Source organism: Streptomyces sp. NBC_00620, from assembly GCF_026341825.1.
Taxonomy (GTDB): Bacteria; Actinomycetota; Actinomycetes; order Streptomycetales; family Streptomycetaceae; genus Streptomyces.
Genome location: NZ_JAPENY010000001.1, coordinates 20,586 through 41,405, shown reverse-complemented (window position 1 = coordinate 41,405; position 20,820 = coordinate 20,586). Strand labels below are relative to the sequence as shown.

Genomic DNA, 20,820 nt, shown 5'->3' with positions numbered 1-20,820 from the left:
GATCATGGCCCATTCATACGAGGGGTGCGACGAGGACTTCGGACTCAGTGGTCTCACGCAGAAGGTGCGTTACCCGACGCTGTTTCCGGACGAGACCGAAGCGCTCCGCCTCGTCGAGCGGATGGCAGGCTACTTCGACGGGGCAAATGCCGGACTGTTGTTGGAGGACGTTCGGCTGCTATTGGAGTCCCCGCTGCCCGACGAGGTGATCGTCACGTTGTGGCTGGCTGCGACGCGCAGGTACTTCGACCCGGTTGCCCACGGCCTCGACGGCCGTGCATGGTTGAACCGGATCGCCGATGTGTGCGTCGCCCGGATCCGGCTGGACGATCCCTCTTTCGTCCTCCCCGCCGCCCCCGAGCCCGTTGGGGACCAGGGGGTGCGGGCGGCAGTTCTGGAGGAGATCCGGGGAGTCTCACCGGCTCTGACGAAGGCGGCTGCAACCAGCCTCTATGCTCCCGCGCTCCCGGACGTCGTGCCGGCGCTGGAGCGGGCTGTTGCCGAGGTTGGCGCCGACCTGGCATTCCGGCTCTTCCTGCGCGCCATGAAGGCGTACTTCGTGCCTATCGGCGAGGCCCGGCACAGCCGGTTCCTTTTGCTCGGTGAGAGGTTGGGTTACCACGAGTTCGTCGTCGACGACGGCTGTCTGAACGTCTGGGACGACCTAGTGGACTGACCGCGACACCAAAGCGTTGAGGGCGCCCCCTGCACACAGGGAGCGCCCTCAACGTCGTACAAGCACTGCCACAGGTCAGGCCGTGCGGGCGCTTTCGCCCAAGTGGTGTACCCGGACCATGTTGGTGGTGCCCGGGACCCCGGGAGGCGAGCCGGCCGTCATGACGACGACGTCGCCGTCGTTGAAGACGTTGAGCTGCTGGAGTTGCTGGTCGACGAGATCGACCATTTCGTCGGTGCTGTGGACGAAGGGGACGACGTGGGACTCGACGCCCCAGCTCAGGGTGAGCTGGTTGCGGGTGCCCTCGTCCGTGGTGAAGGCCAGGATCGGCTGGGAGGCGCGGTAGCGGGAGAGACGGCGGGCGGTGTCGCCGGACTTGGTGAAGGCGACCAGGCCCTTGCCGCCGAGGAAGTCGGCGATCTCGCAGGCGGCGCGGGCGACCGAACCGCCCTGCGTGCGCGGCTTCTTGCCGGGGACCAGGGGCTGCAGGCCCTTGGAGAGGAGCTCCTCCTCGGCCGCCACGACGATCTTCGACATCGTCTTGACCGTCTCGATCGGGTACGCGCCCACGGACGACTCGGCGGACAGCATGACCGCGTCGGCGCCGTCGAGGATCGCGTTGGCGACATCCGAGGCCTCGGCGCGCGTCGGGCGGGAGTTGGTGATCATCGACTCCATCATCTGGGTCGCGACGATCACCGGCTTGGCGTTGCGGCGGCACAGCTCCACGAGGCGCTTCTGCACCATCGGGACCTTCTCGAGCGGGTACTCGACGGCCAGGTCGCCACGGGCCACCATGACGGCGTCGAAGGCCGCGACGACGCCCTCCATGTTGTCGACCGCCTGCGGCTTCTCCACCTTGGCGATGACGGGGACCCGGCGGCCCTCCTCGTCCATCACCTTGTGGACGTCGTTCACGTCGTGGGCGTCGCGCACGAAGGACAGGGCGACCATGTCGCAGCCCATGTTCAGGGCGAAGCGCAGGTCCTCGACGTCCTTGTCGGACAGCGCGGGCACGTTCACGGCCGTACCCGGCAGGTTGATGCCCTTGTGGTCGGAGATCACGCCGCCCTCGACGACGATCGACTTGACCCGGGGGCCCTCGACCTCGACGACCCGCAGCTCGACGTTGCCGTCGTTGATGAGGATCTGGTCGCCCTTGGAGACGTCGCCGGGCAGGCCCTTGTAGGTCGTGCCGCAGATCGACTTGTCGCCCGGAACGTCCTCGGTGGTGATGGTGAACTCGTCACCGCGCACCAGCTCGACGGGCCCCTCGGCGAAGGTCTCCAGGCGGATCTTCGGGCCCTGGAGGTCGGCGAGCACACCGATGGCCTTGCCGGTCTCGGCCGAGGCGGCCCGGACACGGTCGTACCGGCCCTGGTGCTCGGCGTGAGTGCCGTGGCTGAAGTTGAAGCGGGCCACGTTCATGCCGGCCTCGATCAGCGCGACGAGCTGCTCGTGGGAGTCGACCGCGGGGCCGAGAGTACAGACGATTTTCGAACGGCGCATAGGGCGATCCTATCGGTTTGTTTCGCTACGGAATATTCCGTCTGGCGGAAGATACAAATGGGCGGGTACGTGCTCAGGCGTGGACCTCGGAGGCCCCTCCGGCGTCCGCGCCGCCCACCAGTGCGTACGTCTGTGTCGCGATCTCCAGTTCCTCGTCCGTCGGCACCACGGCGACCGCCACGCGCGCGTACTGCGGCGAGATGAGCCTGGGCCCATCCGCTCGTGCGGCGTTCAGGTCGCCGTCGACCGCCAGGCCCAGCTCCTCAAGCCCGGCGATCGCGGCCTCGCGCACCGGGGCGGCGTTCTCCCCGACTCCGGCGGTGAAGGCGATGGCGTCCACCCGGCCGAGGACCGCGTAGTAGGCGCCGATGTACTTCTTCAAGCGGTGGATGTAGATGTCGAAGGCGAGCCGGGCCTGCTCGTCACCCTCGTCGACACGACGGCGGATCTCGCGCATGTCGTTGTCGCCGCACAGGCCGATCAGGCCGCTCTTCTTGTTCAGCAAAGTGTCGATCTCGTCGGTGGACAACCCCCCAACGCGCATCAAATGGAAGATGACCGCCGGATCCAGGTCCCCGGAACGGGTCCCCATCACAAGCCCCTCCAAGGGCGTGAGCCCCATCGAGGTGTCCACGCACCGCCCGCCCCGCACCGCGGAGGCCGACGCCCCGTTGCCGAGGTGCAGCACGATGACGTTCACCTCCTCCGGCGCCTTGCCCAGGAGCTCCGCGGTCGCCCGGGACACGTACGCGTGCGAGGTGCCGTGGAACCCGTACCGGCGGATGCGGTACTCGTCGGCGGTCTTCACGTCGATCGCGTAGCGCGCCGCGGACTCCGGCATCGTCGTGTGGAACGCGGTGTCGAACACGGCGACCTGGGGGAGGTCGGGGCGCAGTGCCATGGCGGTACGGATGCCGGTGAGGTTCGCCGGGTTGTGCAGCGGGGCCACCGGGATCAGCCGCTCGATCTCGGCGAGTACGGCGTCGTCGATGACCGTCGGATCGGTGAAGGTCTTGCCGCCGTGCACGACCCGGTGGCCGATCGCGGCCAGTTCGGGGGAGTCGAGGCCCAGCCCGTCCTTGGCCAGTTCCGCGGCGACGGCCTTGAGGGCGGCCTCGTGGTCGGCGATGGGCGCGACGGTCTCGCGGGACTCGCCACCGAGCAGCGGGGTGTGCTTGAGCCTGCTGGTCTCCTCGCCGATGCGCTCGACCAGACCCATGGCCAGTCGACTGCTGTCCCGCATGTCGAGCAGCTGGTACTTCACCGACGAGGAGCCGGAGTTGAGGACAAGGACGCGGGTGGCGCTCACAGCTGGGACACCTTCTGGTCGGGGCTCTGGGCCTGGATCGCCGTGATGGCGACGGTGTTCACGATGTCCTGGACGAGCGCGCCGCGGGACAGGTCGTTGACGGGCTTGCGCAGGCCCTGGAGGACCGGGCCCACCGCGATCGCGCCGGCCGAGCGCTGCACGGCCTTGTAGGTGTTGTTGCCGGTGTTGAGGTCCGGGAAGATCAGCACCGACGCCTGCCCGGCGACCTCCGAGTCCGGCATCTTGGTGGCCGCGACGGACGGCTCGACGGCCGCGTCGTACTGGATCGGCCCCTCGATCCGCAGGTCGCCGCGGCGCAGCCGTACCAGCTCGGTCGCCTCGCGCACCTTGTCGACGTCGGCGCCCGAACCGGACGTACCCGTCGAGTACGACAGCATCGCGATCCGCGGCTCGACGCCGAACTGCTGGGCGGTGGCGGCCGACTGGATGGCGATGTCGCAGAGCTGCTCGGCGTTCGGGTCCGGGTTGACCGCGCAGTCGCCGTAGACGAGGACCTTGTCGGCGAGGCACATGAAGAAGACGGACGACACGATCTTCGTGTCCGGCTTGGTCTTGATGATCTCGAAGGCGGGCCGGATGGTGGCGGCGGTGGAGTGCACGGAGCCGGAGACCATGCCGTCGGCGAGGCCCTCCTGCACCATCAGGGTGCCGAAGTAGTTCACGTCGGCGACGACGTCGTACGCCAGCTCGATGCTCACGCCCCGGTGGGCGCGCAGCTCGGCGTACTTCTCGGCGAACCGGTCGCGCAGTTGGGAGGTCGCCGGGTCGATGAGCTGGGTGGCGCCCAGGTCGATGCCGAGGTCGGCGGCCTTCTTGCGGATCTGGTCGAGGGGGCCGAGCAGCGTCAGGTCGCAGACGCCCCGGCGCAGCAGCACCTCGGCGGCGTGCAGCACGCGCTCCTCGGTGCCTTCGGGCAGCACGACGCGGCGCTTGTCGGAGCGGGCCTGCTCCAGGAGCTTGTGCTCGAACATCATCGGCGTGAGGCGGTCGCTGCTCGGCGCGGAGACCCGCTTGAGGAGGTCGGTCGTGTCCACGTACCGCTCGAAGAGACCGAGCGCCGTCTCCGCCTTCCGCGGTGTGGCGGCGTTCAACTTCCCTTCCAGGCCGAAGAGTTCGGTGGCGGTGGGGAAGGAGTTCCCGGCCACCGAGACGACCGGGGTGCCGGGGGCGAGGCGGGCCGCGAGGGTGAGGATCTCGTCGGTGGGCCGCTCGTTCAGGGTGAGCAGTACACCGGCGATGGGCGGGGTGCCAGCGCTGTGCGCGGCGAGTGAGCCGATGACCAGGTCGGCGCGGTCGCCGGGGGTGACGACCAGGCAGCCGGGGGTCAGGGCGTTGAGGAAGTTCGGCAGCATCGCGCCGCCGAAGACGAAGTCGAGCGCGTCACGGGCGAGGCCCGCTTCGTCGCCGAGGAGCACTGTGCCGCCGAGGGCCTGGGTGATCTGCGCGACGGTGGGCGCGGAGAGCGCGGGCTCGTCCGGGAGCACGTAACAGGGCACCGGGAGACGGCTGTCGAGCCGCTCGTGTATCCCGGCGCGGTCGGCCGGGGCGACCCGGTTCACGATCATCGCGAGGACGTCGCAGCCGAGTCCGTCGTACGCGCGGTAGGCGTTGCGGGTCTCGGCGCGCACGGACTCGGAGGTCTGCCCGCGGCCGCCGACGACCGGGATGACGGACGCGCCGAACTCGTTTGCAAGCCGGGCGTTGAGCGCCAGCTCGTCGGGGAACTGCGTGTCGGCGAAGTCGGTGCCGAGCACGAGGACGACGTCGTAGTCACGGGCGACGAGATGAAAACGGTCGACCAGGGTGGACACCAGCTCGTCCGCCCCCTGCTCGGCCTGGAGCGCGGACGCCTCGTGGTAGTCCATGCCGTAGACCGTCGCCGGGTCCTGGGCGAGGCGGTAGCGGGCGCGCAGCAGCTCGAAGAGCCGGTCGGGACCGTCGTGCACGAGTGGACGGAACACCCCCACCCGGTCGACCTGGCGGGTCAGGAGTTCCATGACCCCCAGCTCGACGACCTGGCGGCCGTCGCCGCGGTCGATCCCGGTCACGTACACGCTGCGCGTCACGCGTGTTCTCCATCCGTTTCGTCGCTCGGTGAGCCCCTGGGCCCGTATCCGGATGAGCCCCTGGGCCCGTACTGGATGAGCTCCTGGGCCCGTAGGTGGTTTTTGGGGCTCGAGAAAATAGCCCGCTGACGTGAGCAGAACCCTCTTGACAATACCTCTGCGGGTAGCTAGGGCGCCCGCCAGGGAGAACGTCCTGCCCGGGGGTGCGGAAGCGACGGTGCCCTCCGTGCCGTGAAACAATCGGACCGGCTCACACGTACCGGCAGCGAGCAGGAGAAACAGCACGATGCGCATCGGAATTCTCACCGCAGGCGGCGACTGTCCTGGCCTGAACGCAGTGATCCGGTCGGTCGTGCACCGAGCGGTCACCAATTTCGGGGACGAGGTCGTCGGCTTCGAGGACGGCTACGCCGGCCTGCTCGAAGGTCGCTACCGCACCCTCGACCTCGACGCGGTCAGCGGCATCCTGGCCCGCGGCGGCACCATCCTCGGCTCCTCCCGCCTGCAGCGCGACCGGCTCCGGGAGGCCTGCGAGAACGCGCAGGACATGGCCCGTGAGTTCGGCATCGACGTGCTCATCCCGATCGGCGGCGAGGGCACGCTGACCGCCGCCCGGATGCTCTCGGACTCGGGCGGCCTCCCGGTCGTCGGCGTTCCGAAGACGATCGACAACGACATCTCGGCCACGGACCGGACCTTCGGCTTCGACACGGCGGTGGGTGTCGCCACCGAAGCCATGGACCGCCTCAAGACCACCGCCGAGTCCCATCAGCGCGTGATGGTCGTCGAGGTCATGGGCCGGCACGCCGGGTGGATCGCCCTGGAGTCCGGCATGGCCGCCGGTGCCCACGGCATCTGCCTGCCCGAGCGGCCCTTCGACCCGTCCCATCTGGTGTCGATGGTCGAGGAGCGCTTCGCGCGCGGCAAGAAGTTCGCCGTCATCTGCGTCGCCGAGGGCGCCCACCCCGTCGAGGGCACCATGGACTACGGCCACGGCGCAATCGACCAGTTCGGCCACGAGCGCTTCCAGGGCATCGGCACGGCCCTCGCGTACGAGCTGGAGCGGCGCCTCGGCAAGGAGGCCAAGCCGGTCATCCTCGGCCACATCCAGCGTGGCGGCACACCGACCGCGTACGACCGGGTGCTCGCCACCCGCTTCGGCTGGCACGCCGTCGAGGCCGCCCACCGCGGCGACTTCGGCAAGATGACGGCGCTGCGCGGCACGGACGTCGAGATGGTGCCGCTGGCGGACGCGACCACTGAGCTGAAGACGGTGCCGAAGGACCGGATGGACGAGGCGGAGTCGGTGTTCTAACCGACCTCTGGTTCGTACCGCTCAGTACGTACTCCTCTGGACCGGGTTCTGGTTCGTGCCGCTCAGTGCGTACTCCTCTGGACCATCGACCAGAAGTGGCCGACGATCTGGTCCAGGAAGTCCCGGCCCGATTCGCCGGCGTCGGTGGCGGCCGACCCGCCGCCCCAGCTCAGCGAGGCGACCATCTGCCCCTGGTACTCGGTGTGCATCTCCTCGAGGACGCCCTCCAGGAGACGCCGGTCCAGGGGCACCATCTTGCCGACCGGGCGCACGTACGCCTGCCAGCGCGTCGTCATCGCGCTGCGCAGCAGCTCCGCGAGCTTGCCGTCACGCCCTGTCACCGTGATGAAGTCGGGCAGCGAGAGTTCCAGGACCTCGGCGAGCGTGGTCGACTGCCGCTCGTTGCCGCGCCACTCGCCGGACTCCTCCATCCGCTGGTACGCGAGGAGTTCGAGCCCGACGGCACGCGCGAGGTCCTCGGTGGCGAGGCCGCGTGCGACACGGTGTTCGCGCAAGGTCCGTGGCGCGCCGATGAGTTCACCCTGCGAGCACCACAACACGCCCGCGAGCGCGGTGAGTTCGGGCGCGCTCGGCTCGGCTATCCCGCGTTCCCAGGCGGCGACCAGGTCCGGAGTGACGTAGGGAAGTCCGTACGAGGCTCTCATCCCGTACGCGACATGCTCGGGCCCCATTCCGAGTGCTGCGCGCAGTCTGCGGGCGGCCGGGGCGTTGAAGGGCGGGGTGGGCTGGTGGGCCTGCGGTCGGTGCACGCGGTCAAAGTATGGGCCGGGGGCGGCGGTGACTACGGTCTGTTCGGCCACAATCACAGATTGTAGGAACATACGGTTTCGGACGTAGGTCCGGGGTGGCCGAAGATCGGCTGGTGACACGCGTGCGTGGGTTGTCGCGCGGGTGCGGGGTGGCTGGTGGGGGACGGTCCGGGGCGGCGCCGAAAGCGTGAACGGCAAGGTGAAGGGGCATATGCGCGAGCGTTTGCCCACTCCCGGTCTGTGACGCCTGGTGACGGTGGGATCCGACGGTGCGCCGCAGGTGGAGCCTCCGCGGCTGGTGTCGGGTCCCGGTCGCGTCAGGGTCGGCACGGAGATCGGCCTTGCGGCGGGGTGCAACCCCCGGCGCGATTCGGCTCCTGCCCGGCTGCCGTGTGGCTCCTGGGCGCGGCTACGGCTCCCGGTCGGCGTCCAGTAGACGCCGGCCGAGAGCGCGGGCTGCCTCCCGCAGCTCGCGTGGTTTCACGATGCGGAAGGGTGCCTTGATCGCCGTCAACTGATCGGCGTACCAGTCCGGTTCGTCGGTGGTGGCGAGCAGGCGGGTGTGGTCGCCGTCGATCGGCTCGGGGCGGCCAAGGCTTCGCGGGATCCACTGGGCGACCGTGTCGGCGGGGGCATCGATGATCACTTCCACCTCGTACGTCCAGCCTTCGGCGAGGTGTGCTTCGAGGGCTTCCGCCGGGTTGAGGCCGGGGGGAAGGGTGTATGCGTCGTGTGTGTCGGCGAGTACGTCGACTGCGGTGACCCGGTCCACGCGCAGGACCCGCCTGGCGTTCTTCGTGTGCGACCAGCACAGGAGGTACCAGCGACCATGGCGTACGACGACGGCCCACGGGTCGACTTCCATGGCGCGCTCCTCTCTGCCGGGGCCCGTGCGGTATCCGAGGCGCAGCCGGCGCTGCGAGGCGCAGGCCTGGACGAGGGCGGCGGTGGTGTCGGGGGCGGGGCTCGCGGCGTCGGGGTCCGGGACCAGGGCGCTCACCTTTCGGACCGCCTGGGCCGGGCCCGCGACCGACTCGGGAAGCACGCGCATGATCTTGCCGAGCGCGCTGCCCACCGGGTCGGCGGGGTCGGCGGCGTCGCGATGTCCGTCCAGTACGGCCATCACCAGGCCGAGGGCCTCAGCTGTGGTGAACATCAGCGGAGGCAGCCGTAGCCCGCGGCCGACGCGGTAACCCCCGTGCGGGCCCCGGGCCGACTCCACCGGCACACCCGCCTCGCGCAGGATGCCGACGTACCGGCGGACCGCCCGCTCGGAGACGCCGAGCCGTTCGGCCAGTCGGCTCGCCGTGACTCCGGGGCTGCTCTGGACCAGTTCGAGGAGCAGGAGGGCTCGGGCGGTGGGGCTCGTGTCGTGTTTCATCGCCAACTCCGTACCTCATGGCCCCGTAATTGATCCGGAATTCCGGAAGCAGATCGTCCTGAATGGACCGTAGTCTGCCTGCCATGAGTGAGAGCAACGAGACGATTCTTTGGGAGCCGCCCGTCGCGGGCGACGAGGTCGACACGCTGTTGGGCTCCCTGGAGCGCCAGCGCAGGACCTTCGCGTGGAAGTGCGGCGGGCTGGACGCGGCGGGTCTGAGTGCGACGGTCGGCGCCTCGACGATGACCCTGGGCGGGCTGCTCAAGCACCTCGCCCTGGTGGAGGACGACTACTTCTCCGGGCGGCTGTTCGGGCGGGAGCCGGGGTCCCCCTGGGACGCGGCGGACTGGGATGCCGTGCCCGACTGGGAGTGGCGCTCCGCCGCCGAGGACACCCCCGAGCAGCTCTACGCGCTCTGGGAGGACACCGTGGCCCGCTCCCGCGCCCTGACCGCGGAAGCGCTGGCCGACGGTGGCCTGGACCGGCTCGCCCTGCGTACCTCGCGCAACGGCAGCGCCCCCAGCCTGCGGCGGATCCTGATCGACATGATCGAGGAGTACGCGCGGCACACCGGCCACGCCGACATGATCCGGGAGTCGGTGGACGGGCTGGTGGGGGAGGACCCGCCGCGCCCGTAGTCCCTACGGGGTCCCTACGGGGGGGGCAGCCGCTCAACCGGTGTAGCCCGCCAGGGTCTTGGTGAAGGCGTACGTGGCCTGGTCGATGCCGCTGCATTCGTCCGACGCCGTCGCCTCGGTGCCGTCGGCGCAGGCCCTGTCGCGGTTGACGGACCAGACGGAGACGCGCGCGAGGTGACGCTGCTTCGCGTACGTCACCATCGCCTTGAAGTCGGAGACGGTGACCGTCTCGCCGGCGGAGTCGGTCACACCGTTCATGGTGGAGAAGCCGACGCGACGGTAGGCGGCGGCCGAGGAGATGCCGTACGCGTCGGCGACCACGTCCTTGAGGCCCTTCACCGCGGACTTCGTCGCCGTGACCATGTCCGAGGTGCCGTCGTCGAAGTCGAAGGGCATGACGGCCCAGCCGTCGACGTCCAAGTCCTTGGCGGCGGCCCGCTCGACGAGGTCCACGCCGTCCGAGCCCGGCCCGGCGGGACCGGTGCCGAAGGTGACGTACACCTTGAGACCGGGGTTGTTCTTCTTGACGGTCTTGAGCGCGCCGACGACCCGCTTGCGTGCGGCGGCGCTCTCGTACTCCGTCGACTCGATGTCGATGTCGATCGAGTTCAGGTCGTACGCGTCGATGACCTTCTGATACGCGGCCGCGAGCTTCGCGACGGTCGTGCACTTCTCGCCGAGCTTGGCGCCGCTCCAGCCGCCGAAGGAGACGGTGACATCGCCGCCGGCCTTGCGGATCGCCTTGATCGCGGCGGCGTCGGTACCGCCGGTGAGCGCGCGTTCCCCGTCCCACTTCGGGTTGCAGGTGCCGTCGGAGAGCATGAAGGCGAGGGTGAACTGGGTGGTGCCGGTCGCCGACATGACCTTGGTGGGGGAGGGCGGGTTGCCCCAACCGAGGTAGAGATAGGGGGCGTTGAGGCCGCTGGGGATGGCGCTTGCCGTTGCGGTCGTGGTCGCTGCTTCGCTGTTGGGGGTTGCCGTGTACCAGAGGGTGGCTGCGGTGAGGGTGGTGGCGGTCATGGCGACGAGGGGTCTGTGGCTCATGCGAGTAAGAGTCAGTTAAGCGGCATGGTCACACCAAGGCGTGGATCATGAGTTCCCTCTCAGGTGGGTGAGAAGTGGGTGAGCGGGTGGGCGAGGGGTGGGTGAGGGGTCCTCTTGCGGGAGTTGGTCCTCCCAGGCCGCCCCCCACCACTGCCGGCGTCGGTTCTCGCGGGCCAATGTCGTCGACGGCCGCAACGCTTCTACGGCAACGGTCGGCCTGGGGCCGGGCTCGCTTCTATCGCGTACAGGAATCCGTCTCTGCTGCCGACGTAGAGCACGCCGTCGGCCACGACCGGGGACCTCACCGGCCCGCCCGTCCTCACCTTCCACCGCACACGGCCGTTCTCCGCGCTGATGGCCCACAGGTGGCCGTCGTCGCTGCCGAAGTACACCGTGCCGTCCGCCACCACGGGGGAGGAGTCGACGGGGCCGTCCGTGGTGACGTGCCACCTGACGGCGCCGGTGGTGGCGTTCAGTGCCCACAGCCGGTGGTCCTGGCAGCCGACGTACAAGGTGTTGCCGGAGATCGCGGGCGTGGTCCGGACGCTGCCGACGGAGTCGAGCAACGTGCGCCAGCGGAATGCGCCGGTGGCGGCGTCCAGCGCCTGTACGTGCGGGCCCAGTCCGTCCCCCACGTACAGGGTGCCGTCGTGCAGCAGCGGCGTGGCAGGCAGACGGCCGATGATGCGCTGTTTCCAGCGGACCTTGCCCGTGGCCGGGTCGAAGGCCCAGACGGTTCCGTCCTTGGCGGCCGCGTACAGGATGCCGTCGGCGAGCGCGGGCGCCGATACGGTCCCCCAGTCTCTGGGCTGGTACTTCGCCCTCCAGCGGCGGCGCCCGGTCGCCGCGTCCACGGTCCGCAGGTACCGGCTGCCGTTGACGTAGTGGAGCAGCCCGTTCGCGACGAGGGGCTGGGTGGTGGAGTACCAGTTCATCCGCCTGAGCCAGCGGGGTCGGCCGTCGGCGGCGTCGAGGGCGAGCAACGTGCCCCAGTGCGGGGCATGGCCCGAGGCATAGACGGTGTCACCGGCCGCGGTGGGAGAACCCGTGAGTCCGGCGTCGGCGTTGGTCCACCGGACGGATCCGTCGGCCGTGTCCACGGCCCACACGCCCCAGCCGGTGACATAGACGGTCCCGTCGGTGACGTACGGCGCCGAGTTCACCCTGCCTCCTACGTGCACGCGCCATCGCACGGTTCCGGGTCCCGCGGTTCCGGTTCCGGTTCCCGCGGTTTGGGCCGGTGGGCTCGGCGTGCGGAGCTGGATGCCCTCGAGTGGGCGCCGGGTTCTCCGTCGGCGCGGGCTTCGCTTTGGCATGTGGACCCCCGTGTCGGGTGCTTTCGGTTCGTCAGAGGTCTTCAGGTTCGTCAGAGGTCTTCCGGTTCAGCGGAGGTCCTCCGGTTCAGCGGAGTCAGATGTCGCAGGCGTCCTGCCAGCCGCACGCGCCGCAGATCACCAGGTACAGGGCCCGGTCGCTGATGTGCTCGACGGTCGTGTACGAGCCCAGCCGGTCACTGCTCACGCCGCACCCCGGACAGGCCGCGAAAAGGCCCAGGTCGCCGAAGTCGCTGATGGCCAAGAGGTCTTCGGAGACGTTGCCCCGAACGGCGGGCGCGGGCACGGAGGTTGAACCCATGTGCACGATCATGGCCGCCGTCGCGTCCGTCATACGGAACGTGCCGCCGGCGAGGCGTACGTGGCGAAGGCTGCCCAGGGAGGGCGGCAGCGGCGTGTCGTCGAGACGGACGGGCACGAGGCGGGCCTCGGCGGTGCCGGTGAGCCCGCTCGGCAGGCCGGATTCCGCCAGGGCCTTGCCCCACGCGGTTCCGGCGGCGGCCGACCACAGGAGGACGACGGCATCCTCAGTATCGGCGGAGGGGTGCGCCATGCCGCGGGACGCAGGGGAGTTGTCCGGGCCCGGGCCCGTCGTCCATGCGTCGAGTACGAGGTCGGCCCCGACACGCCTCAGCGCGGCTGCCAGCGAGGAAGCCGGTCGCTCGTCCTGCTGCTGGTAGGAAAGTCGGGTGCGCATGAGGTCATGGTGCGCCACGGGGGCGCGCTGTGGCGTGCGCTTTTCGAACACCGGACCCTTTCGCCGACCGCCGTCGGGGAGTTGCGACCCGGCCGGGGGTTAGAGGAGGTGGTCGGCCTTTCCGGCCTTGATGTCCTGGATGAGGGTGCGGAGGGCTTCTCGGGTGTCGGTTAGGTAGGTGTCTTCCTGGCCGGCGATGGCGATGTAGGCGTTGCCGGTGGGGTCGGTGCCTATGCGGAAGCAGTTGGCGCCTTCGCCGCAGTACGGCTCTTCCCAGGTGATGTCGGGCATGGGGTCTCCTAGAGGTCGTCGGCGAGGGTGCGGATGAAGTCCCGGGAAGCCTTCGGGGCGAGCGCCACGGAGGCGGCGGCATCGAGTTGGGCCCGGTACTTGCGGAGCTGTGTCTCGGTGTCGATGAACTCCGGGCCGTGCGTGCTGTCGAGTTCCACGGTGTCGAGGCGGGGAACGTCCGACTCGGCGTAGACGACGGACTGCCCGGCGCCAGGAAAGCCGCCCGCCTTGAACGGGATGACGCGTACGGTCACGGTCTCGCGTTCGGACACGTGCAGCAGGTGCTCCAACTGCCGCCGCGCGACCGCCGGTCCGCCGAACTCCATGCGGAGGGCGGCCTCGTGGAGGATCACGTCGAGGTCCGAGGGCTCGGGACGGTCGAGCACCTGCTGCCGGTCGACGCGGTGGGCGACGCGCACGTCGACGTCGGAGACGGACAGGGGCGGGATTACGGCCTCGAAGACCGCGCGGGAGTGTTCCTCGGTCTGGATCAGCCCCGGCAGATGCACGGTGACCGCGATCCGAAGCCGCCTGGAGTGCCACTCCAGCTCGGCGATGTCCAGGAATCCGTCGGGCAGTTGACCCCGGTACGCCTCCCACCAGCCCTTGTCGCGCCCGGCGGCCATGGCGGCCAGCGCCTCGACGAACTCCCCGTCCGCGCAGCCGTAGTTGCTCGCGAGCGTGCGTACGCGGTCAGCGCTGATGCCGGAGCGGCCCGACTCCATGTTGGGCACGTTCGTGCGGGGCACGCCCAGCAGGCCGGCGGCGTACTCCGTCTTCATCCCGGCCGCGACGCGCATCCTGCGCAACTCCGCGCCCAGCCGCCGCTGTCGCTCTGTCGGTGCACTCCTCGGCGGCATGCGCCCCCTCCCGTCCGGCTTTGTGACGGGGCCAGTCTGCCGCTGGCGTGTGTGATCGGTCCACCGGGAGTTCCCCGGAGAGTAGTACACGTACTCCGCCGATGCCCTACAGTCGGTGACGATTCGCTTACGGCCCGGCGTTGTTCGGAAGCGCATCGCGTGAGCATGCCCGTGTTCTCCCTCCCTGGGAGGGGCAGGCCCGCGCCAGGGAGACAGGCCACTGGTCGAGCCGTACGTGCAGGTCAAGTCCACTGCAGCTAGAGGGAGTTCGCCATGTCCGCATCGCTGGCCGCTTCGGCCTGTCCCATCTCCGCCGACCTACGGGAGACGGCGCCACCGTCTCCGGACACGCTCGCGTACAGCTTCACGTTGCCCGCCGGGGCGGCGAGTTCGCGGGTTGCGCGGGCGGCGACCCGAGTTGTTCTGCAGTCGCATGGGCTGGAGGACATGACGGAGGCGGCGGTGCAGGTAGTGGCTGAAATGGCGGCTTGCGCTTGTCGGTTCACGCCGGATGCGGAGGTGTATGTGTCGTTGCGTTATCGGGAGGGGGCGTTGAGGGTGGTTCTGTTCGATGGGCATCCTCGGCACAGTCATCCGCGGCTGGTGGCGGCTTGTGATGCGCGGAGGCGGGGGGCGTTGCGGGTGTTGGGGTGCGTGGTGCGGGTGTGTGGTGGGGAGTGGGGGTTTGGGGAGGCACGGGAGCCTGGGGGTGGGACGCGGATGTGGGCGGTTTTGCCTTGGCGGGGGGCTCGGGAGTTTGCGGAGGTGGAGGCTGGGAGGGGATGACGCGGGGGTGGGGTGGTGGTTATTCCTGCTCCTCGGCCCAGGTGCGGGCCTGGTCGGCTTTGGGGGTGTCGCCTGCCTGCGTGTAGGCGTCGGCGGCCTGGAGCCAGCAGGCACGGGCCTCGGCGGGACGGCCCTCGGACTTGTGGACGAGAGCGAGGCTGTGCAGAACGTCGCCCGTCCGGTACCAGTCCTCGAACTCCCGGTAGACCTCCAGCGCCTTGCCGTACCCCTCGACCGCCTCCGCCACCCGGCCCGCCTCCCGCAGGGTGATGCCGAGGTTGTGCCACGCCATGGCTTCGCGGTGGCGGTCCCCGGCGGCCTGCAGTAGGTCGCGCGAGCGGGTGTGCGCCTGGACCGCCTCCGCCACCCGGCCCGCCTCCAGCAGGGTGATGCCGAGGCTGTCCCACGCCATGGCTTCGCGGTGGCGGTCCCCGACGACCTGGTAGAGGTCGCGGGCGCGGATATTGGCCTCGACCGCCTCCGTGACCCTGCCCGCCTCCAGTAGGGCGATGCCGAGGCAGGCCCATGCGACGGCTTCGCGGTGGCGGTCCCCGGTGGCTTGTAGCAGGTCGCGGGAGCGGGTGTGGGCCTCGATTGCCTCCGCCACCCGGCCTGCTCCGCGCAGGGCGTTGCCGAGGCCAATCCACGCGTTGGCCTCGTCCGTGCGGTCCCCCAAACGGCCAGCGGCTTCCAGCGCGGCCCGGCCCACAACGACCCAGTCGTCGAAGTGCCGCCGCCAGTACAGGTATTCCCCCAGACACACGGCCAGCCGCACCGCTGTGCCCGCGAACCGCTCCCGCTCCGCCCACCCCACCGCCGCGACCAAACCCGCCCGCTCCCCATCCAGCCAACCCAACGCCTCACCCCGCCCCCCGAACCGCCCCGGCACCGGCCTCCCCGGCAACCACCGCAACCAGTCATCCGCCGCATCCGCCCACGCGTAATAGAAGGCCAGCACCCGCCCCCGCGCCGCCTCCCCCTCCTCCACCAACCCCGCATCCCCCGCCACCACACCCACCCCAAACACCCGCACCAAGTCATGCAACCGCCACCGCACGCCGCCGTCCGGACTCTCGGCAGCCCGCACCGGTGTGACGAGGCATGTTGCGGCCAGATCCTCCAAGAGGCTCACCGTGGCCTCTGTGCCGAGGTCGGCCAGGACGGCTACCGCGTCTGTGCCGGATTCCGTGCCCGGGGCGAGTGCGAGCAGGCGAAGCAGACGGGCCTGGTCGGGTGGGAGGCGGCGGTACGAGGTCTCCAGGACCGGGCGGAGGACGAGGGAGCGGCCGTACTGGTCGGTGCTGCGCGTGCCGTGGTCCAGTGCGGCCAGCGTGTCCCCGGCGTGCTTGATCTCCGTCACCAGCGAGGCGATCCCGCGTGTACGGCGTCGGCGCAGCATCGCGGCGGCGATCTGGAGCGCGAGGGGCAAGTGGCCGCAGAGGGAGGTCAGTTCGCGGAGGGCGTCCGGTTCTCGGGCCGGGCGGTCGTCGCGGTCGTCGGCGTCGTGGAGGGCGCGGGTGATGAGCGCGGCTGAGTCGTCGGCGGGGAGCGTTTCCAGGTCGATGAGGCGGACGCCTGAGAGGGCGTCCGGGCGGTCGCGGGTGGTGATCAGTACCCGGTGGCGATCCGTGCCGGGCAGCAGGGGGAGGAACTGAGCCGGGTCCGAGGCGTTGTCCAGGATCAGCAGCATGCGGTGCTGCCGCTCGGAGAGGAGTTGGCGGTACGCGTCGTACTGGCGTGCAGCGGATGACGGCAGATCCGGGCCGTGTACGCCGAGCGCGTCGAGCAGAGCCAGGACCGCCTGGTCGGCGGTTGCCGGGTCGTCGTCGTAGCCGCGCAGGTCGACGAAGAGTGTTCCGCCGGGGAACCAGTCCCGCGAGCACGCCTGGTGTGCCGTCTCGACCGCCAGTGCCGTTTTGCCGATGCCGCCCATGCCGGTGACGGCGAAGATGAGGAGGGGGAGCGCGGCGGCACCGTTCGGGGCGGGTTCGAGGTGGGGCAGCAGGCGGCCCAGTTCTGCCGATCGGCCCGTGAAGCCGAGGGGGCGGGGCGGGAGCGTGGCGGTCGCTACGGGGACCGGGCCGTGGGAGTGAGCTCCTGTGCCGAGCCCCGCGTCCGGGCTATCGGCCGTCGTTGTCGGGGCGCTGTCCGACCGACTTCGCCGTGAAGGGGCCGTTGAAGGTGCTGCCCCGAAAGTCGAGGTGGTCACCTCCGTACCTTGAGCCGCGAAAAGGACGCTCCCGGGGGTCGGAGTGCGCCTGGCCAGGCACCGGCTTCGGTTCCAGCTCGTGGAGTACGGTGATCGCCGCCTCGGCCGCGTTGGCGGCTGCCAGGGGTTGGGAACCTTTGGCGTCGGCCTGGGACTTGTCCGCGTTGGCCTTGTCGCTGATCCCTCGGATGATCAACGCGCCCGCCTCACCGGCGAGATGCACCGCATGGGCTACGCCGGAGCTCTCCATCTCGATGGCGACGGCGTCGTTGTAGTGCGTCCGGATGTGCTCGGCGAGCTCGGATTCCCTGTCCGCGAGGACCACGTCTCCCACTGCGATCGGCTTGAAGAACGCCTTGAAGTCCGTCGTGGCGCCCAGCGCTTCCTTGGCCGCCTGTTCCAGGCGGTGCGAAGCGCGCCATGCCTCCGGGCGGACCAGGAAGCCGTCAGGAGTCTGCTTGCCGCCGTGGATCGAGTACACCTTCGTGGCGACTACGACGTCGCCGATCCCGATGTCGTCCTTGAGGCCGCCCGCGACACCGACGAGCAGCACGGCCTCGGGCTCGAGCCACGTCAACACGCGTTCGGTGAGTGTGGCCGCCGTGAGCGTGCCCTCGCCCATGTTGACCAGAGCCACCTGCCAGGGGGTGCCGGGGAGTTGGCCTTGCTTGGCCTTGGTGCCGTAGCGCGGGTGAGTGAGCGTTTGGACGTCCGTCAGGTGGGCGAGTACGGCGTCGTATTCGAGCGACAGTGCGGTGAGGACTGCCACCGTGGGCGTTGTCTGCGGCACGCGGTCAACGGTACTGCCAAGTGGCTTGCACAGAGTGTGTGTTGGGGTGATGGGGTGCGGCGTACCGTGATGTCACGCGAGGCTCGAACGCGGTACGGGGGACGGCGCGATGACTACCGAGTACAGCGGGGACCATCTCGACTTCCAGGGAGCGAAGTTCACGGGTCCCTTCACCGCAAAGAAGGAGTACAGCGAGCACGCGCCTGCGCCCAGCGCGCTGGACGCCCTCCCTGCACGGACAGTCGGTTTCACCGGCCGGGACGGTGAACTGCGGGTGCTGCTAGACGCGTTCGACCCGCCCGCGTCCGGTGCCGCCCCGGAGGCGGTGGTGGTCGCCGCGGTGTCCGGGCTCGGTGGCATCGGCAAGACCGCACTCGCGGTCGAGGCGGGTCACGAGGCCCGCGGGAAGGGCTGGTTCCCGGGCGGGGTGCTCTTCGTCGACCTGCACGGGTACGACGAGGAACCCGTCACGGCCGGCCAGGCTCTGGAGGCGTTGCTGAGGGCGCTGAGTACGGAGCCGGAACACATCCCGACCGGGGTGGATGCGCGAGCCGCGCTCTACCGTTCGGCCCTCGCCGCCCGTGCTCGGGAGAAGGGCCCCGTGCTGATCCTGGCCGACAACGCGTCCTCGCCCGCCCAGGTGCGGCCCCTGCTTCCCGGCGGTGGCGCGGGCCACCGACTACTGGTCACCTCGCGCGACCGACTGCCCCAACTGGGGGCTCGGCTACTGGCGTTGGACGAGCTGACGCCGGGGGAGGCGTACGACCTCCTCGACCGCGCCCTGCGGATCGCCCACCCCACAGACAGCCGCGTCGCGGATGACGCCGAGGCAGCCGAGGAACTTGCCGCTCTCTGCGGGCACCTGCCGCTGGCCCTCCAGATCGCGACGGCATTGCTGGTGGTGGACCGGGACAAGCCGGTCGGGGAACTCGTCACCGAACTCGCCGAGTCCCGTGACCTGCTCGGCCATCTCAACGACGGCGAGCGCAGCGTCCGCGCGGTCTTCGACCTGTCGTACAAACGGCTTCCGCCCGAGCAGGCACGCGTACTGCGTCTGCTGGCACTGGCGCCGGGTCCGGATGCGAGCGACGAGGTAGTCGCCGCGCTCGTCGGGACGGGCGCTCCTCCGGTGCAGGACCTGGAGGCCCTGGTTCGCGCGCATCTCGTCGAGCGGGGGCGGGAGAGCGGGCGCCGTCGGTGGCGGTTGCATGACTTGGTGCGGGCTTTTGGGGTGGGTGTGGTGGCGGGGGATGCGCGGCTGGTGGAGGAGGGGGAGGCGGCGCGGGAGCGGGTGCTGGCCTTCTATTGCGCGTGGGCGGATGCGGCGGATGACTGGCTGCGGTGGTTACCGGGGTTGCCGGTGCCGGAGCGGTTCGGGGGGCGGGGCGAGGCACTGCGGTGGCTGGATGGGGAGCGGGCGGGTCTGGTGGCCGTGGTGGGGTGGGCGGAGCAGGAGCGGTTCGCGGACACGATGGTGCGGCTGGCCGCGTGTCTGGCGGTCTACCTGGATTGGCGGCGGTATTTCGACGACTGGGTCGTTGTAGGCCGGGCTGCGCTGGAGGCTGCCGGTCGTTTGGGGGACCGCGCGGCCGAGGCCGACGCGTGGAACAACCTCGGCCTCGCCCTGGAGGAGGTGGGCCGGAGGGCGGAGGCGGTCGAGGCGCACACCCGTGCCCGCGACCTGTACCAGGCCGCCGGGGACGGCCACGGCGAGGCCAGGGCGTGGCATGGCCTCGGCATCGTCCTGCGGGAGGCGGGTCGGGTGGCGGAGGCGGTCGAGGCGCACACCCGTGCCCGCGACCTCTACCAGGCCGCCGGAGACCGCCACGGCGAGGCCGCGGCCTGGACCAACCTCGGCCTTGCCCTGCGGGAGTCGGGTCGGGGGGCGGAGGCGATCGACGCCCACACCCGCGCCCGCGACCTGAACCAGGCCGCCGGGGACCGCCACGGCGCGGCCGGGGCGTGGAGCAACCTCGGCATCGCCCTGCGGGAGGCGGGCCGGGTTGCGGAGGCGGTTGAGGGGTACGGCAAGGCGTTGGAGGTCCTCCGGGAGTTCGAGGACTGGTACGGGACGGGCCAGGTGCTGCACAACCTCGCCGTCGTCCACGAGTCCGCCGGCCGTCCCGCCGAGGCCCGTGCCTGCTGGCTCCAGGCCGCCGACGCCTACGCCCAGGCAGGCGACACCGCCAAAGCTGACCAGGCCCGCACCCGAGCCGAGCAGTAGCAGTAACACCCGCCCAACCTCTCACCCCTTAACCGCCCCACCCAAAGCAAACCCCCCACCCAACCGCCTCGCCACCAACACATACAACAAAATCACCGGCGTCGAATAAATAATCGAGAACGCCGCCAACTGCCCATAAACCACAGTCCCCCGATTCCCGAAGAACTCATTGATGCTCACCGACGCAGGCATCTGATCCGGCGTAAGCAGCAACATGAACGGCACAAAGAAGTTCCCCCACATCATCACGAACGAGAACACCGTCACCACAGCCACCCCCGGCCCCATCAGCGGCAGCACAATCCGCACGAGCGACTGAAGCGACGAAGCCCCGTCCGTCCAGGCGGCTTCCTCCAGCTCCTTCGGCACGCCATCCATGAAGTTCTTCATCAGCCAAATAGCAAAAGGAAGTTGAGAAGCCGCGAAGAAGAAGATCGTGCCCTGCACGGTGTCGATCAGGTTCACCTGGACGAAGAGTGCGTACACCGGCACCATGATCGCCGTGATCGGCAGACTCGTCGCGAACAGAATGGTCAGCAGGAAGGGCCGGTTCAGCCGCGACCGAAACCGCGACAGCGGATACGCGGCCAGTGTCGAGCACACCACCGTCAGCAGCGTCCCGCCCCCGCACAGGATCAGGCTGTTGAGCAGCGGCGTGAACGTGATGTCCGGCGTCAGGACCGCGTCGAAGTTGTCCAGCGTGACGCCGTCCGGGACCTGCACCTTCAGGCCCGCGTGCGGGTCCAGCGAGGACAGGACCACCCAGACCAGCGGCAGCGCGAACGCGGCGGCCAGGACGAGGAGCCCGGCATCCGCCGCCAGACGCCGGTTCGTGCGGCGGGACTTGAGAGGTGCACGCAAGGTCGGGTGAGCGGTCGTACGAACCGCGGGTGTCGCCAT

Annotated in this window: 18 protein-coding genes; 4 read left to right on the top strand and 14 right to left on the bottom strand. The window is 70.0% G+C overall.

All coding sequences use genetic code 11. The features are described 5' to 3' along the window. Nucleotides 1-4: 4 nt before the first annotated feature. Nucleotides 5-676, top strand: coding sequence for a hypothetical protein (locus tag OG246_RS00195; RefSeq protein ID WP_266454126.1), 672 nt, complete (start codon nt 5-7; stop codon nt 674-676). A gap of 75 nt (nt 677-751) precedes the next feature. On the opposite strand, the gene pyk is transcribed toward OG246_RS00195, so the two are convergent. From pyk to pta, 3 genes are all read right to left on the bottom strand, one after another. Next, nucleotides 752-2,185, bottom strand: a complete 1,434-nt coding sequence (gene pyk / locus OG246_RS00190) for a pyruvate kinase (RefSeq protein ID WP_266454124.1) — start codon at nt 2,183-2,185, stop codon at nt 752-754. Nucleotides 2,186-2,258: 73 nt separating this feature from the next. Beyond that, a complete protein-coding gene (locus OG246_RS00185) occupies nt 2,259-3,494 on the bottom strand; it encodes an acetate kinase (RefSeq protein WP_266454123.1) in 1,236 nt (411 codons plus the stop codon). Beyond that, the gene (pta, locus tag OG246_RS00180) at nt 3,491-5,581 is read right to left on the bottom strand and encodes a phosphate acetyltransferase (RefSeq protein WP_266454122.1); all 2,091 of its coding nucleotides are present in this window, start codon (nt 5,579-5,581) and stop codon (nt 3,491-3,493) included. Before pta ends, OG246_RS00185 begins: the two co-directional genes overlap by 4 nt. A 286-nt stretch (nt 5,582-5,867) precedes the next feature. Between pta and OG246_RS00175 the strand changes: the two genes are divergently transcribed. After that, nucleotides 5,868-6,896: an ATP-dependent 6-phosphofructokinase gene (locus OG246_RS00175; RefSeq protein ID WP_266454120.1), complete on the top strand. Its 1,029-nt coding sequence runs from the start codon at nt 5,868-5,870 to the stop codon at nt 6,894-6,896. Between the two features lie 62 nt (nt 6,897-6,958). On the opposite strand, the gene OG246_RS00170 is transcribed toward OG246_RS00175, so the two are convergent. Together OG246_RS00170 and OG246_RS00165 are read right to left on the bottom strand one after the other, a co-directional pair. Continuing rightward, a complete protein-coding gene (locus OG246_RS00170) occupies nt 6,959-7,588 on the bottom strand; it encodes a helix-turn-helix transcriptional regulator (protein WP_266463718.1) in 630 nt (209 codons plus the stop codon). A gap of 487 nt (nt 7,589-8,075) precedes the next feature. Continuing rightward, complete coding sequence (locus tag OG246_RS00165) at nt 8,076-9,047, bottom strand: YafY family protein (RefSeq protein ID WP_266454118.1); 972 nt, start codon at nt 9,045-9,047, stop codon at nt 8,076-8,078. An 83-nt stretch (nt 9,048-9,130) separates the two neighbouring features. On the opposite strand from OG246_RS00165, the gene OG246_RS00160 reads away from it, so the two are divergent. Beyond that, entirely contained in the window at nt 9,131-9,685 is a 555-nt protein-coding gene (locus tag OG246_RS00160) for a DinB family protein (RefSeq protein WP_266454116.1), read from the top strand. 33 nt (nt 9,686-9,718) lie between these two features. Here OG246_RS00160 and OG246_RS00155 read toward each other — a convergent pair whose 3' ends face one another. From OG246_RS00155 to OG246_RS00120, 8 genes are all read right to left on the bottom strand, one after another. Further along, nucleotides 9,719-10,729: a chitinase gene (locus OG246_RS00155; RefSeq protein WP_266454114.1), complete on the bottom strand. Its 1,011-nt coding sequence runs from the start codon at nt 10,727-10,729 to the stop codon at nt 9,719-9,721. A 200-nt stretch (nt 10,730-10,929) separates the two neighbouring features. Then, nucleotides 10,930-12,045, bottom strand: a complete 1,116-nt coding sequence (locus tag OG246_RS00150) for a PQQ-binding-like beta-propeller repeat protein (protein WP_266454113.1) — start codon at nt 12,043-12,045, stop codon at nt 10,930-10,932. A 94-nt stretch (nt 12,046-12,139) separates the two neighbouring features. Continuing rightward, on the bottom strand, nt 12,140-12,760 hold the full coding sequence (locus OG246_RS00145; RefSeq protein WP_266454112.1) for a toll/interleukin-1 receptor domain-containing protein: 621 nt from the start codon (nt 12,758-12,760) through the stop codon (nt 12,140-12,142). 99 nt (nt 12,761-12,859) lie between these two features. Further along, nucleotides 12,860-13,051, bottom strand: a complete 192-nt coding sequence (locus OG246_RS00140) for a hypothetical protein (protein WP_266454111.1) — start codon at nt 13,049-13,051, stop codon at nt 12,860-12,862. Between the two features lie 8 nt (nt 13,052-13,059). Further along, a complete protein-coding gene (locus tag OG246_RS00135) occupies nt 13,060-13,911 on the bottom strand; it encodes a helix-turn-helix transcriptional regulator (protein ID WP_266454109.1) in 852 nt (283 codons plus the stop codon). Nucleotides 13,912-14,168: 257 nt separating this feature from the next. Continuing rightward, the gene (locus OG246_RS42730) at nt 14,169-14,360 is read right to left on the bottom strand and encodes a hypothetical protein (RefSeq protein ID WP_323178267.1); all 192 of its coding nucleotides are present in this window, start codon (nt 14,358-14,360) and stop codon (nt 14,169-14,171) included. 356 nt (nt 14,361-14,716) lie between these two features. Then, complete coding sequence (locus OG246_RS00125; protein ID WP_266463716.1) at nt 14,717-16,648, bottom strand: tetratricopeptide repeat protein; 1,932 nt, start codon at nt 16,646-16,648, stop codon at nt 14,717-14,719. A gap of 169 nt (nt 16,649-16,817) precedes the next feature. Continuing rightward, nucleotides 16,818-17,696 (bottom strand): 5'-methylthioadenosine/S-adenosylhomocysteine nucleosidase, encoded by an 879-nt coding sequence (locus tag OG246_RS00120; protein WP_266454106.1) that lies wholly within the window; start codon nt 17,694-17,696, stop codon nt 16,818-16,820. A gap of 109 nt (nt 17,697-17,805) precedes the next feature. Between OG246_RS00120 and OG246_RS00115 the strand changes: the two genes are divergently transcribed. Beyond that, complete coding sequence (locus tag OG246_RS00115; protein WP_266454105.1) at nt 17,806-19,920, top strand: tetratricopeptide repeat protein; 2,115 nt, start codon at nt 17,806-17,808, stop codon at nt 19,918-19,920. 21 nt (nt 19,921-19,941) lie between these two features. Here the strand turns inward: OG246_RS00115 and OG246_RS00110 are convergent, their stop codons facing one another. Further along, complete coding sequence (locus tag OG246_RS00110) at nt 19,942-20,820, bottom strand: carbohydrate ABC transporter permease (protein WP_266454104.1); 879 nt, start codon at nt 20,818-20,820, stop codon at nt 19,942-19,944.